General features: G+C 63.1%; 13 protein-coding genes. 12 read left to right on the plus strand and 1 reads right to left on the minus strand.

Translation table 11 applies throughout. The features are described 5' to 3' along the window. Positions 1 to 49: 49 nt before the first annotated feature. The 11 genes from ASD64_RS09840 (at position 50) to ASD64_RS09890 (ending at position 11763) form a co-directional block, all read left to right on the plus strand. Complete coding sequence (locus tag ASD64_RS09840; RefSeq protein ID WP_244480754.1) at positions 50 to 964, plus strand: NAD-dependent epimerase/dehydratase family protein; 915 nt, start codon at positions 50 to 52, stop codon at positions 962 to 964. Beyond that, on the plus strand, positions 965 to 1735 hold the full coding sequence (locus tag ASD64_RS09845) for an SDR family NAD(P)-dependent oxidoreductase (RefSeq protein WP_244480755.1): 771 nt from the start codon (positions 965 to 967) through the stop codon (positions 1733 to 1735). Between the two features lie 4 nt (positions 1736 to 1739). Next, a complete protein-coding gene (groEL, locus tag ASD64_RS09850) occupies positions 1740 to 3347 on the plus strand; it encodes a chaperonin GroEL (protein WP_056104316.1) in 1608 nt (535 codons plus the stop codon). 95 nt (positions 3348 to 3442) lie between these two features. Then, positions 3443 to 4567, plus strand: a complete 1125-nt coding sequence (locus ASD64_RS09855) for an ABC transporter ATP-binding protein (protein WP_162249066.1) — start codon at positions 3443 to 3445, stop codon at positions 4565 to 4567. A 72-nt stretch (positions 4568 to 4639) separates the two neighbouring features. Further along, positions 4640 to 5836 carry an ABC transporter substrate-binding protein gene (locus ASD64_RS09860; protein ID WP_156460092.1) on the plus strand — a complete coding sequence of 399 codons (1197 nt, stop codon included), beginning with the start codon at positions 4640 to 4642 and terminating at the stop codon, positions 5834 to 5836. Between the two features lie 64 nt (positions 5837 to 5900). After that, positions 5901 to 6815 carry an ABC transporter permease gene (locus ASD64_RS09865; protein WP_082549933.1) on the plus strand — a complete coding sequence of 305 codons (915 nt, stop codon included), beginning with the start codon at positions 5901 to 5903 and terminating at the stop codon, positions 6813 to 6815. 10 nt (positions 6816 to 6825) lie between these two features. Then, a complete protein-coding gene (locus ASD64_RS09870) occupies positions 6826 to 7692 on the plus strand; it encodes an ABC transporter permease (RefSeq protein ID WP_056104328.1) in 867 nt (288 codons plus the stop codon). Positions 7693 to 7757: 65 nt separating this feature from the next. After that, positions 7758 to 8582: a carbon-nitrogen hydrolase family protein gene (locus ASD64_RS09875; RefSeq protein WP_056104332.1), complete on the plus strand. Its 825-nt coding sequence runs from the start codon at positions 7758 to 7760 to the stop codon at positions 8580 to 8582. 21 nt (positions 8583 to 8603) lie between these two features. After that, a complete protein-coding gene (locus tag ASD64_RS09880; RefSeq protein WP_056104334.1) occupies positions 8604 to 9743 on the plus strand; it encodes a mandelate racemase/muconate lactonizing enzyme family protein in 1140 nt (379 codons plus the stop codon). A gap of 93 nt (positions 9744 to 9836) precedes the next feature. Next, positions 9837 to 11171, plus strand: a complete 1335-nt coding sequence (locus ASD64_RS09885) for an aspartate aminotransferase family protein (RefSeq protein WP_056104338.1) — start codon at positions 9837 to 9839, stop codon at positions 11169 to 11171. 280 nt (positions 11172 to 11451) lie between these two features. Continuing rightward, complete coding sequence (locus tag ASD64_RS09890; RefSeq protein WP_156460093.1) at positions 11452 to 11763, plus strand: hypothetical protein; 312 nt, start codon at positions 11452 to 11454, stop codon at positions 11761 to 11763. A 42-nt stretch (positions 11764 to 11805) separates the two neighbouring features. Here the strand turns inward: ASD64_RS09890 and ASD64_RS09895 are convergent, their stop codons facing one another. Beyond that, positions 11806 to 12483: a GntR family transcriptional regulator gene (locus ASD64_RS09895; RefSeq protein ID WP_056104344.1), complete on the minus strand. Its 678-nt coding sequence runs from the start codon at positions 12481 to 12483 to the stop codon at positions 11806 to 11808. 144 nt (positions 12484 to 12627) lie between these two features. Here ASD64_RS09895 and dctP point away from each other — a divergent pair, with 144 nt between their 5' ends. Next, positions 12628 to 13623: a TRAP transporter substrate-binding protein DctP gene (dctP, locus tag ASD64_RS09900; protein WP_056104349.1), complete on the plus strand. Its 996-nt coding sequence runs from the start codon at positions 12628 to 12630 to the stop codon at positions 13621 to 13623. Positions 13624 to 13628 lie beyond the last annotated feature (5 nt).

Raw genomic sequence — 13628 nt, forward strand, 5'->3', positions numbered from 1 at the left:
CGCTTGGCGGGACGCGGCGTTTTCAATGCGGGAATTTCGAGGTGGCGGCGTGAGCACGCGGGTTCATTTGGTGACGGGGGCAGGCGGTCTGGTGGGGCGGGCGGTTGCAGCCCAACTGCGCGGCCGCGGCGACCGCGTCATCGGCGTCGACCGGGTGGCGTCCGGCGAGGGCGAGGAGCGCATCGTCGACTGCGACCTGCGCGATACGCATCGCCTGCACCAGCTGGCGTCCGACCCCGATCTGGATAGCATCATCCATTGCGGGGCTCATTCCGGTCCCATGGTGGCGCGCGACAACCCCTATGATCTCGTCGCCGTCAATGTGGTCGGCACGGCCAATGTGCTGGAAGTCGCCCGCATTCGTCGGCTGCGCCGCTTCGTCAACTGCTCCTCCGTCAGCGTCTACGGATCGACGGTTGCCGGGCCCGTCACGGAAGACATGTCGCTTCATCCGTCCACGGTCTATGGCGCGACCAAGCTTGCCGCCGAGCATCTGGTGACCGCCTATGCGAGAGAGCATCGGCTGGACACCGTGTCGCTTCGCCTTTCATGGGTTTATGGGCCGAACAGGACTACAATCTGCCTGCTGCGCCGCATGGTGGTCGATGCGATCGAAAGACGCCCCACCGCCGTCGACTGGGGTGCCGGGTTCCATCGCCAGTATATCCATGCCGACGATGCGGCTGCGGCGTTGATCGCGGCGGTCGACGCGGCAAGCGTCGACCAGCGCGCTTACAACATCACCGGCGACACCTATCAGACGCTTGCCGAAACGGCGGATCTGGTACGGCGCGTCTTGCCTCAAGCCGATATCCGGCTCGGCGAGGGCAATGACCCCGGCGACGATGTCCAGCATCGCTTCGACATCACCGCAGCCAAGCGCGACCTCGGCTACGTGCCGGCCGTCTCGCTGGAACAGGGAATCCGGCGCTTTGCCGAAACCATTGAAGCGCAGAGGCAATAGGTGAGCGACTTGGGTACCGATATTTTCTCTCTTGCCGGCCGCACGGCTGTCGTCACCGGCGGAAGCCGTGGCATCGGCGCAGCCATCGTCGAGCTTTTCCTTCGCTACGGCGCCAAGGTCGTCTTCTGCCATGCCGATGACGCTGCAGAGGCGCAGGCCCTGACGGCTCGCCTTGCCGGCGAGGGCTTTTCCGTATCCGGCCAGGAATGCGACGTCGCTGACCAGGCCGCGGTCGAGGCGTTTGCGCGGTTCGCAAAGGCCGAACTGGGTCACGTGGACATCCTGGTCAACAGCGCTGGCGTGAGCGGCGACAAGGCATTCGAGGACATCGCGGTCGCGGATTTCGACCGCATGACCGACATCAACCTGCGAGGAACGTTCCTGATGACACAGGCGTTTTTCTCCGAAATGGTCGAGCGAAAATACGGCCGCGTGATCAATCTTGCCTCGCAACTCGCTTACAAGGGCGCGCCGGCGATGGCGCATTATTGCGCCTCCAAGGGCGGCGTGGTCGGCTTTACGCGGGCGCTTTCCTACGATGGCGCTCCCCATGGCGTGACGGTCAATGCCATCGCGCCCGGTCCGATCGAAACGGCGCAACTCGCCGGAATGACGGACGATTGGCGGCGCATGAAACATGCCGAACTGCCGATCGGCCGTTTCGGAACCGTCGACGAGATCGCGCCGGTGGCACTGCTGCTTGCCTCCGCGGCAGGTTCCTATTTCGTCGGCCAGACGCTGTCGCCCAATGGCGGCGACGTGATGCTCTGACGCCATGCTGCAGCGCAACCCCGCATTTGAAGACCGAACGCCCCGACGTATCCTGCGCGGCGTGGACCGGCTCGCCGATCTGGTCGAGTTGACGCTTGGACCGGTCGGCCGTTCCGTGCTGATCGATCGCGGTGCTGCCTTGCCGCTTGTCGGCGACAGCGGCTATGCGGTTGCAACGCATTTCGATATGGCCGACCCGGTGGCGCAAAGCGGTGTCCAGGCGCTCCGCCATCTTGCCTGGGAAATGTCGCGCGATTTCGGCGATGGCGCGGCCACCGCGATCGTGCTTGCCCGTGCCGTCCTGGCCGGGTTGGTCAACATGATGGATGCAGGTTACGACCCGCAGCATCTCGGCGACGCGGTCGTTCGCCGTGCGAAGGCAATTGCTGCGCAGATCGAAGCGAGCGCCGTTCCGGCAAACGACATCGGCACGTTGAGGGCGGTCGCGACGACGGCAGCCGGGGGCGATGCCGGGTTGGGTGGCGCGATAGGCGAAGCCTTCCATTCCGTCGGCAGGGCGGGCACCGTCATCGTGGAAGCTGGGCACGGCGTTGGCGACGAGATCGAGACGCGGCCGGGACTGCATTTCGGCTCCGGCTGGCTTTCGCCGGCCTTCGTCACCGACGACGCACTCGGCAAGGCGATCTACGATGACGCCTATATCCTCGTCGCCAGTGGCCGTATCGATCGCTTCGACGAGATCCTGCCCATGCTGGAAGTGTTTTCCCAGCGCAAGAAGCCGTTGATCGTCGTCGCCGGCGAAGTGGCGGGTGAAGCGCTGGCAACGCTGGTGCTCAACCGGCGCAAGGCCGGTGCGCTGGTTTGCGCGGTGGCGGCGCCTGGCGCTGGCGACTGGAAAGCCATGAACCTGGGCGATATCGCGACTGCCACCGGCGCTACCTTGATTGGTGACGAGAGCGGCCATCGCTTGGCCGACATCAAGCCTGCAATGGTCGGGCGCGCCCGCCGCATCGAGATCGGCCGAAACCATACGGCGATTGCCGGCGGCGCCGCCGATCCGCAGGCGCTTGAAGCGCGCATGGCCCACATCCGGGGTGAAATCGCCAGCGCGCGGCATCTTGCCTACGACCGCGAGCAGCATGAACTGCGGCTTGCCCGTCTTTCCGGCGCAATTGCCCTTATCCGGATCGGCGCTGCGACAAAGCCCGCACTTGACCAAAGGCTGGAAGTTGCCAAACGTGCGGTCGCCGCGACAAGAAGCGCTCGCGCCGCCGGCGTCGTGCCGGGCGGCGGCACAAGCCTCTTTCGCGCTGCCGTTCAGGCAGCCGAAGCGGCGAGCGGCAGCGAGACCGAACTGATGGCCGCCAATGTTCTGGCGGGCGCGTTGGGCGCGCCGCTGCGCGCCATCGTCTCGAATCGCGGTCGCGACGCCGCGCACATGGCAGGCCTTGTAGCCGCCTCTTCCGATAGCTCCAGCGGCTACGACGCCGCCGGCGATCGGATCACGAACCTGCATGCGGCCGGCATCATCGACGCATGCGAGGTCATGGTCGAGGCTCTGACGCGAGCTGTCGCCACGGCCGCCACGCTTGGCTCGGTCGCGGCAGCGACTGCGTCTGCCTCGAAACGAAACGACCGGGGCGCAGCATGATGCCAAAGCCGTCCCGTCATACCACCACCCTCGCGACCGGCCCGACCGCCGGCCGTCAGGCGCGTCGGCGCGCCGATGCGCAAAAGGAAACCAGGATGCCAGAAGCAACACCGCAAACATTGCCGCCCGATGCCGGTTCCACGGCTTTGCCGCCCATGCTCGAAGTTATCGAGGCGACGCATCGCTATGGCGATGTCGTGGCGCTCGACGGCGTCACCGTGGTTGCCCGGCAGGGCGAATTCCTGACCATCCTCGGTGAAAGCGGCTCCGGCAAGACGACGCTGCTGCGCATCATCTCCGGGCTGGAGCGTCCGACCGCGGCCAAGGGCGTGCGTATCGGCGGCGCCGACGTGTCGGAGCTTGGCGCCAGCGATCGCGATTGCACGACGGTGTTCCAGCATTATGCCCTGTTTCCCCACATGTCCGTGCGGGAGAACGTGGAATACGGCCTGAAAGTGCGTGGCGTCGCGGCTTTCGAACGCCGCAAACGGGCCATGGAAGCGCTTGAACTGGTTCGCCTCGCCCATACGTCGGAGCGGCGCATCCACCAGTTGAGCGGCGGTGAACGTCAGCGGGTCGCGCTGGCACGCGCCTTCGTGACCCGGCCTTCCATCCTGCTGCTCGACGAACCGCTGGGCGCGCTCGACGAGAAGTTGCGCCTCGACATGCAGGAAGAACTGATCGCCATTCAGCGCAATCTCGGCATCACCTTCGTCTACATCACCCACAGCCAGGAAGAAGCCCTGACCATGAGTGATCGCGTGCTTCTTATGAAGTCGGGCAAGATCGCCCAGGAAGGGCAGCCGACCGAGCTTTTCGACCGTCCGAACAGCGCTTTCGCGGCCAGGTTCATGGGCGTGGAGAATATTCTCGAAGGCATCATCGAAAAAGTCGCGCTGCCTTACGTGACGCTCAGCACCGGCGGCCATTCCATCACCGGCCAATGGTGCGGCAAATCCACGCCTCGCGTGGGGGCAAAGGCGGTAACCGGCGTCCGCGCCGAGCGCGTGCGCCTTTCGAACGTCAATGAGGCCCCTGCGTCGGCCAACGGGTTTTCCTGCCGCCGCACGGCCTCGGTCTACAAGGGCAAATACCTCGACCTGACGCTGGATACGGAGGTCGGCCCGATCCGGTCCCGGCTCTGGGATGTCGACGCCGCGCCAGCCGAACCCACCTTCATCCACTGGTCGCACGACACGTGCACCGTCATGGATCCCTGAACGGATCCATCCACGATTCCGCGACCGTCAAGAAACGGCGATGGAACAACCGGAAGCAAAGGGAGTGAACATATGTCTACAGTAGAGAGCAACGACTTCGGCATGAGCCGGCGTTCGTTTCTGAAATCCGCCGGCGTCAGCGTCGCCTTTGCCGGCTCCAGCCTTGGCTTTGCCAGCCTCGGATTTGCGCAGGAAACCGTGCTGCACGCCTATGGCGTCACCACCGCGCAGATGGATGACCCCAGCCTGATCAGCAAGGCTACCGGCATCAAGCTGGAATTCACGCCGACGGATGCCGACATTGGCGTCTTCATGCGCGATGCGCTCGCCAACAATATCGGCGAAACGCACGACATCATGATCTTCGACGGCGGCACGCAGGATATCCTGGGCCCGCAGGGATTCTATGCCGAGATCGACGAGACGAACCCGGCGCTCGACCTTTGGGACCGGACGCCGGATTTCTGGAAAAAGTCCGACATCAGCGTCTATGACGGCAAGACCTACGGCGTGCCGATCCTCGGCAACTGCGACGCCTTCGCCTATTTCGCCGACGCCATCGGCGCCAACCCGAACGGCCAGGATGAAATCCCTTATTCGGTCCTCTACGAAGACGACCGCACCCGCGGCCGCGTCGCGCTGGATCGCGTTTTCTCCCAGTCGCTCGCCTGCATGGCCAATTTCCTCAAGGTCAATGGACGCCTGCAGATCGAAGACCCGGCGAACCTGACGCCCGAGCAGGCCAAGGCCGTCGTCGACTATGCGGTCGAGCGCAAGAAGGCCGGCACCTTCCGCACGCTGCACAACAGCTTCGAGGAGCAGGTGCAGCTCATTCAAAACCGCGAAGTCGACGTTCTCGAATGCTGGGAGCCGGCGGTGAAGGAAGCGGAAAAGACCATGAAGGACAAGGCTCCGGTCTATGCCTACGCGGTCGAGGGTGGCAAGAAGTGGGGTCACGGCGCCTACGTTCCGAAGCAGGCGCTGGAGCGCGGCAATGGCGAGGCCATCTACAAGGTCCTCAACTACTTCCTCGGCGGCGAGTTCCGGGCCTATCAGGCGCGCGACCGCTCCTATGCCGGACCCAACATGGATCTGGGCGTGGAATATGCCGAGAAGTCCGGCTGGAGCCCCGAGCAGGTCGAAGAACTGCGCGCAACCGACAAGAAGATCTCCCGCAAGATGTCGAACCCGAACGCGTTCTGGGCCAAGCCGACGGCACCGCACGCCGACGTCATGGAACAGGAGTGGCAGCGCTTCCTGAGCGCCTGACCACCGTCGTCAAAAGTACAAATCGAACCCGCCGGGCTGATCCTCGGCGGGGAAAGGTTGAGGCATGACCGCACTCGCTCTCTCATCATCGCCCCGTCGCCGCTGGCGGCTGCCGGGCACCGCCACAGGTTGGTTCACGGGCTGGTTCCTCGTGATGTGGATCGGCGTGGTCGTGCTGCCTCTGCTGATCATCTCGGCGTTCAGCTTCTTCAGCATGCGCCAGTATCAGATCGTCTACGATCCGACGTTCGCCACTTGGACCAGCCTTGTCGAGACGGGACGCTGGGTGGTCGTGCTACGCACCATCCGCTTCGCGGTGTCGGTGACGTTCCTCGAAATCCTGGTGGCGTTCCCCTTCGCGCTCTGGTTGGCAAAGGGCTGCCGCTCCGCTGCGGTCCGCGCCGGCGTCATCACGCTTTTGACCATCCCGTTTTTCATTGATGCTTCGTCGCGCATCATCGTCTGGCGTTCGATCCTGGGCACCAACGGCGTCGTCAACAATCTCCTCGTCGGCAGCGGCCTCATCGACAAGCCGCTGACATGGCTTCTCTATTCGGATTTCTCCGTCAGCTTCGGCATGTTCGGCAGCTATTTCCCGACCGCCGTGTTTCCGATCTTCCTGACGCTTAGCCTGATCGACGACGATCTCATCAAGGCCAGTGCCGATCTGGGCGCCAGCCGCCTGCAGACCTTGCGCCACGTCATCCTGCCTTTGGCCATGCCTGGCATCGTCGGTGGCATCGTGTTCACCTTCGTGCCGTTGATGGCGGCCTGGATCGAGCCGCAACTGCTCGGCGGCGGCCAGGTGAACCTGCTCGGCCAGTCCATCCAGAGCGCGCTGACCAACCTTAATTATCCCGTTGCGGCGGCGCTCTCGACCATCGTCATCGCGGTGCTCGTCCTGATGCTGGCGGCGCTGGTCGTCAGCCTGCGCGGACGCTTCAAGATGTCGTCCCTGTTCCAGAGCCTTGATCGTTAGGAGGCCCGCAATGACCCCCGCCGTGACCAGTGTCGCAGAAACAAACGCAATACCACCGCGCGGTCGCAAGATGCAGCGTCCATTGCTCGATCGGATCGCCGAAGCGTCGGGCTGGAACGTGGTTGCCATCGCGCTCGGCACGATCGCGCTCGCCCTCATCTATGGCCCGCTGATCTGGCTTGGCGTGATGTCGTTCAGCGCCGAGCCCTTGTCCGGAAAGCCCTATCCGCTGACGTTTGCCCACTACGGCTTGTTGTTTTCGAACGACAAGTGGCACGCTCCCTTCGTCAAGAGCGTCGTTCTGGGCCTTGTCGTGGCCCTGGCCTGCATGATCGTCGGCACCTTCCTGGCCCGCGCGCTTGTGCGGCTGAAAAGGCCGGGCGGCGTTTTGTTTGTCGCCCTTTTGCCGCTGTTCGTTCCGGGCCTGACGATCGGGGCTGCCCTGTTCATCTTCCTGCGCACGACGCTCGACCTTCGCCTGGGCATGTGGTCGCTGTTCATCGGGCACATGGTCTGGGCTTTCCCGTTCGCGTTGCTGCTGATCCTGATCGTCACCATCCGCTTCGACGTGAAGCTGATCCAGGCGGCCGAGGATCTCGGCGCCAAGCCGCTGCGCTGCTTCCTCGATATCGAATTGCCGCTGCTCATGCCCGGCATATCGGGAGCCGGCATCTTCAGCTTCCTTTTGTCGTTCAACGAGTTGCTGCGCTCCACCTTCCTGCGAGGCAGCGAGACGACCATGCCGGTCTACAATTGGGCCATGGCGTCGGCGCAGCAGTCGCAGGTGCCGATCGTGTTTTCGCTCTCGACCCTCATCCTGGCCGTCACCTTACCCCTGATGGGTGGCCTGTTCTTCATGCTGTTCGCGCGCAAGTGATCACTCAAAGTGACCACTCTTGGCGCCAAGCGCGATTTCCCTGAAACACAATTCCGGAGGCCCAATTGACCGACACCGTAACCGTTGCCGTTGCCCAAGTCCCTGCCAAGCTTGGCGATGTCCGTGCCAATCTGGACGCCATGGACGGCTATCTGCGCGAAGCTGCCGCCAAGCGGGCAAAGCTGCTCGTTCTGCCTGAATGCTACCTGTCGGGCTATATGTTCGACGACCGCGCCGCCGCTGCCGCCGCAGCCATCTCCGCCGACAGCGCCGAGATCGGCGAGATCGTCGCCATGTGCGCCAAGCACGGCCTCGAGTTGATCGTCGGCTTCCTCGAGGTGAACGGCGACAAGCTTTACAATTCGGCGGCTGTCGTGGGTGCGTCCGGCGTGATCGGCATCCACCGCAAGCGCCACCTGCCGTTCCTCGGCGCCGACCGCTTCGTCGACGAGCCGTCTGGCACCGAATTGTCGCTGTTTGAAACGTGCGTGGGCAAGGTCGGCGTGGCCATCTGCTACGAGATCCGCTTCCCCGAAATCATGCGCTCGCTTGCCCTGGCAGGCGCGGACTTCGTTGCCTTGCCGACCAACTGGCCGGTCCAGTCGGCGATCCTGGCGGAGCAGTTCACGCGCGTGCGCGCCGCCGAGAACTTCATCTACCTGCTCGTCGCCAACCGTGCCGACGCTGAAGGCGACGCCACCTTCCTCGGCCAGAGCCAGATCGTCGATCCGCTCGGGGCCGTGGTCGGCAATTCCGGCCGTTCGGAAGGCCTTCTCGTTGCCAGCGTCGATGTCGCGCGCGCCCGCAACAAGACGATCACCATCAAGGCGGGAGAATTCGAGGTCTCCCCCTTCAAGGACCGTCGCCCAGCCACCTACCGGATTTCGTAAGCGCGTTCACAGGAGGCTTTCATGCCGATCACCAGCGTCAAGGCGCAGGCCGTCTATATTCCGCTGAAGAAGCCGACGCGCATTTCGACGCGCATCCTCGACAAGCGCGACTTCGTCATCGTCACCGTGACCTGCGACGAGAGCGATGTCGTGGGCCAGGGCTATAGCTATCTGGGAACCGCCGGCGGCCGCGTTGCGGCGGCGGCCGTCGAGGACCTTTTGGCGCCGGTGCTCGTCGGAGCCGACACCGACGACATCCTCGGCCTATGGGACAGGATGTTTCAGGAGACGCTGCTGACTGGGCGGCGCGGCGTGGTCGTTCGCGCCATGTCCGCCGTCGACATGGCGCTGTGGGACCTCGCCGCCAAGCGTCGGGGAATGCCGATCGCGGTGATGCTCGGCGGCAGCGCGCGACCCGTCCCGGCATACGCATCGGGCGGCTATTATCGCCCGGACGACGGTTCGTGGACCGACGCCGTCAGCGCGGAAATCCGCTTTAACGTCGCCAACGGTTTCACCGATCACAAGATCAAGGTCGGCGGCTTGTCGATTGCCGAGGACGCTGACCGCGTCCGTGCCGCCATCGATGCGATGGACGGCAAGGGCCGGCTGGGACTCGACGCCAACAATGCCTACCGCGATTTCAGCCACGCGCTGGAGGCCGCCCGCGCATTCGAGCGGGCAGCGGGCGACCATGGCCTGTGGTGGTTCGAGGAGCCCTTGTCACCGGAAGACTATGAAGGCCATGCCAGGTTGAGCCGCGTTCTCGAGACCCGCGTGGCTACTGGCGAAATCCACCAGACGCGCCATGAGTTCCGGCGTCTGCTGGAGGAACGTTCGACGGACCTGTTGCAGCCCGACATCTGCGTTCTGGGCGGTGTCAGCGAATGGCTGCGCGTCGTCAAGACGGCTGAAAGCTTCGGCCTCAGCATAGCCCCGCACTGGCACGCCAATGCCCATGCGCCGCTGGCGGCGGCAGCACCCAACTGCATTGCCGTGGAGCACTTCATTCTTGAGAAGGACATCTACAATTTCGAGGCGATCATGACGCCCGAAAGCCGGCTGAAGACAGGCCGCAATTCGGTCGTTGTCAGCGACATGCCGGGGTTTGGCGTGGAACTGGATGACGAGAAAGTGCGCTTTTATAGCGGACGCCAATAAAACTTCGATCAATTCAGACCAGGGAGGAGTGATGGATTTCAGAACTGTGTATCGTAGATATGATATTACATTACAATTCGAAAGGCCGATTGAATGAACACTGAAGAACTACACCGTTGGGATCTCGCTCACGTCGTTCATCCCTGGAGCTATGCCGGGCCGTCGCTGATGATCGCCAAGGCCAAGGGAACGCGCTATTGGGATGCCGATGGCAAGGAATATCTTGACGCGCTGGGCGGTATCCAGAACTGCTCCGCCGGCCATAGCCGTCCAGAGTTGATCGAGGCTGCCAAGGCGCAGATGGACCAGCTCGAATATGTGCCGATGCACTGGAATTTCACCAACGAACCGGCGATCCGGCTGGCCAGGACGATCGCGGAACTGGCGCCGGGCGATCTGAACCAGACCTATTTCGTCAGCAGCGGCTCCGAAGCGACGGAAAGCGCCGTCAAGCTGGTAAGGCGCTATCACTATCTGCGCGGCGACACCAAGCGCGCCACCATTCTGTGCCTCAAGCAGGGCTACCACGGCGCGACGATCCTCGCGACCGCCGCCACCGGCTTCGACAATCTTCAGCAGGGTTTTGGGCCGCTTCCCGGCGGCATCAAGTTCCTCACGCCGCCGCATGCCTACCGCACCGAACTGTTCGGCAACGAAGACCCGGTCGAGTTCTGCATAAGGCAGTTGGAGCAGGTGATTGCCGAGGAGGGCGCCGATACGATCGCTGCCTTGATGGCCGAGCCGGTCCTGACTGTCGGTGGCGTGATCGTGCCGCCCGCCGAATACTGGCCTGCCGTGTCCGAGATCTGCCGCAAGCATGGCATCCTGGTCGTGGCGGATGAGGTCGTTACCGGCTTCGGCCGCACCGGCGCCTGGTTCGCCAGCCCCGGTCTTGGCCTCGTTCCGGACGCCATCGTCTTCGGCAAGGGCGTTAGCAGCGGCCATTTCCCGCTCAGCGGCGTCGTCATGTCGGACACGGTTGCCGAGGTGATCAAGGAGGCTCCCGACGGCTTGATGCACGGCTTCACCTATTGCGGCCATCCGGTCGGCTGTGCGGTCGCCAGCCGCAACATCGAGGTGCTGCGCGACAACAAGCTGCTCGAAAACTCCAGGGAGGTCGGCGGTTATCTGCTGGCAAGCCTGAAGGAAAAGCTGAAGGATTCCCCGATCGTCGGAGACGTGCGCGGTCACGGCATGTTGCTGGCTGTCGAACTGGTGTCCGACAAGACGACGCGCGCGCCGCTGCAGTTCAAGCGGCAACTGCTTGCCGACCGCATCCGCAACGAGCACGCGGTCGTCGTTCGCAGCATCGGCGCCAACATCATCATCGCGCCGCCATTGGTCCTCGACCGCTCTGAAGCCGACACCATCGCCCATGCGCTGGAACAGGTGATCGGCACGACCAACCCGGACGGAACGACCAAGTGACGCGCACCGGTTGAACCCGGTGCCGACACTTCGCTGCCGACGTTGAGGGGTGTTTGACCCCGCTGCATCGGCATGAGCAGAGTAATGAAACGCGGCCTGTTGCAGGGCCGCGTTTTCCATTCCGCGCTTTTGCGCCGCGCCGGCAATGCTGGCCGGGGGGAAGCCCACGCGCCAAAGGCCCGTCAAAAGGGCTATAGCCGCATCATTTTGTGTCGCTACCCGGCCAACCGTTTTCCAGTTATGCTTTGGAGTGTTCGATCCCGGCACCTGGGGCGGTTCAATGCGCTTGCTGCTGTTCCCGATCGTTTTCGTGTGCGGGCTGGCGGCCGTCGAGCGTAGTCACGCGCAACACCTCGTGTCATTCCTCATCGACGCGGGCAGCATGTTTCCAAAAGCTCCGTCAGTGGACTGCGAAGAGGCTTACGAACAAGCATATGACGCCTCGCAGCGCCTTGCCTTCAGCGCCGACAGGTTGCGCAGATGCGCGGAGAACGAGAGTGCTGACGGTTGCGTCGTCGAGTTGAGGCGCGTCCAGTCTGACCACTCGGCGTTTGCCAAGGCGATGGCCGGCGTCAATTCGAAATGCGGTTGACGATTGCCTTGAGCAAGCCCGGCGGCGATCCCGGTGCCCCGTTCATGTCTTTTGCCGTGGCACGCGTGAGTGATATTTCGCGAAATTCGCCATGAGATCGTTCAGGTTTTCGCCCTGGATCGCAATGTGGCTGCGCAGCGTGCGGGCGGCACGCTCGGCATCGCCCCTTTGAATAGCGTCCTGGACTTCGCGATGCTCCTGCATGGACTGCCCCAGCCTGCCGCGCACGCGTAGCTGGAGCCGCCGGAACGGTTTGAGACGCTTGTGCAGCTTGGACGCTTCCTGGGCGAGGAAGGAATTACCGCTGGCGTGATAGAGCACGTGATGGAAGCGCTCGTTTTCCCGATAGTATTCGTCGGTATCGCCTTTTTCCTCGGCCTTCTGGCAAGCGATCGCCGCCGCCTCCAGCCGGTCGAGTTCTTCATCGGTTATACGCCGCGCCGCGAGGCGCCCGCACATCGCCTCCAGTTCGGCCATGACGTCGAACATTTCGATCAGCTTGATGAAGCTCGGATAACGCACGAAGACGCCGCGGCGCGGGATCGTCTCCACAAGCCCGGAAGCGGCCAGCGCGTGCAGGGCCTCGCGCACCGGCGTGCGCGATACCGAAAAGCGCGTGGACAGCGTCATTTCGTCGAGCCGTTCGCCGTCGCCAAACTCGCCGGCCATGATGGCCTGTTCGAGTTCTTCGCGAATCCTGTCTGCATTTCTGAGTGCCATGGCCAACCTTAATGTGGGATTCTGCATTCAGCAATATCATTCTTGTATACAGAAATGTTGACATAGAGTGCACGACAAGTACAGTACGCGCGGCTTGGAGGAGCCGGACAAAACGCAGCGAAACGTCTGCAGGGAGGAAAACAAATGAAAACCTATCTCGCAATTCTGGCGACAGCCGTCGGTCTTTCGATCGCCTGCACAGGCAATGCCGGCGCGGTTACGTTGAAGGCGTCGCATCAGTTCCCAGGCGGCAAGGGCGATCCGCGCGACGAAATGGTGCAGATGATCGCCAGGGAAGCGAAGGCCGCCAATGTAGACCTTACCATCCAGGTCTACCCCGGCGCCTCGCTCTTCAAGGCGAAGGACCAGTGGAATGCCCTTATCAAGGGGCAGCTCGACATCACCTCTGTTCCGCTCGACTATGCGAGCGGGCGCGTACGCGAATTCGGCGCAACGCTTATGCCCGGCCTCGTGCGCAACCACGACCGTGCCCAGCGCTTGAACGATTCGCAGTTCATGAAGGACATCAAGGCCAAGATCGACGAAGCCGGCGCTATCGTCTTGGCGGATGCCTGGCTGGCTGGCGCGGTCGCCTCCAAGGAGGGCTGCATCCACAAGCCCGATGACATCAAGGGCCTGAAGATTCGCTCAGCCGGCCCGACCTTCGCTGCCATGTGGCAGGCGGCGGGCGCCTCGATCGTCTCGATCGCCAGCAACGAGGTTTACAACGCGCTGCAGACAGGCGTCGCCGATGCGACCGATACGAGTTCGGCGAGCTTCGTTTCCTACCGCCTCTACGAGCAGGTCAAGTGCATCACCGCACCTGGCGACAATGCGCTTTGGTTCATGTACGAGCCCGTGCTCATGTCCAAGAAGAGCTTCGACGGCCTCTCCAAGGAGCAGCAGGACGTCATAATGGCCGCATCCGAGAAGGCCGAGAAGTTCTTCGATTCAGAAGCGCGCAAACTCGACGAGAAGATGGAGAAGGCCTTCAAGGACAATGGTGTCGAGGTCATCACCATGACGCCCGACGAGTACGATGCCTGGATCGCCGTCGCCAAGGAGAGTTCTTACAAGCAGTTCGCCGAGGAAGTCCCGGATGGCCAGAAGCTGATTGATGAAGCTCTCTCCGTGAAATGACCGCA

This window comes from Mesorhizobium sp. Root157 (assembly GCF_001427385.1).
GTDB lineage: Bacteria > Pseudomonadota > Alphaproteobacteria > Rhizobiales > Rhizobiaceae > Mesorhizobium.

Excerpts from the sequence above, each read along its gene's own strand:
- ASD64_RS09865 (WP_082549933.1), top strand. The coding sequence starts at position 5,901 with ATGACCGCACTCGCTCTCTCATCATCGCCCCGTCGCCGCTGGCGGCTG.
- ASD64_RS09885 (WP_056104338.1), top strand. The coding sequence starts at position 9,837 with ATGAACACTGAAGAACTACACCGTTGGGATCTCGCTCACGTCGTTCAT.
- ASD64_RS09870 (WP_056104328.1), top strand. The coding sequence starts at position 6,826 with ATGACCCCCGCCGTGACCAGTGTCGCAGAAACAAACGCAATACCACCG.
- ASD64_RS09895 (WP_056104344.1), bottom strand. The coding sequence starts at position 12,483 with ATGGCACTCAGAAATGCAGACAGGATTCGCGAAGAACTCGAACAGGCC.
- ASD64_RS09855 (WP_162249066.1), top strand. The coding sequence starts at position 3,443 with ATGCCAGAAGCAACACCGCAAACATTGCCGCCCGATGCCGGTTCCACG.
- ASD64_RS09860 (WP_156460092.1), top strand. The coding sequence starts at position 4,640 with ATGTCTACAGTAGAGAGCAACGACTTCGGCATGAGCCGGCGTTCGTTT.
- ASD64_RS09890 (WP_156460093.1), top strand. The coding sequence starts at position 11,452 with ATGCGCTTGCTGCTGTTCCCGATCGTTTTCGTGTGCGGGCTGGCGGCC.
- ASD64_RS09880 (WP_056104334.1), top strand. The coding sequence starts at position 8,604 with ATGCCGATCACCAGCGTCAAGGCGCAGGCCGTCTATATTCCGCTGAAG.
- dctP (WP_056104349.1), top strand. The coding sequence starts at position 12,628 with ATGAAAACCTATCTCGCAATTCTGGCGACAGCCGTCGGTCTTTCGATC.
- groEL (WP_056104316.1), top strand. The coding sequence starts at position 1,740 with ATGCTGCAGCGCAACCCCGCATTTGAAGACCGAACGCCCCGACGTATC.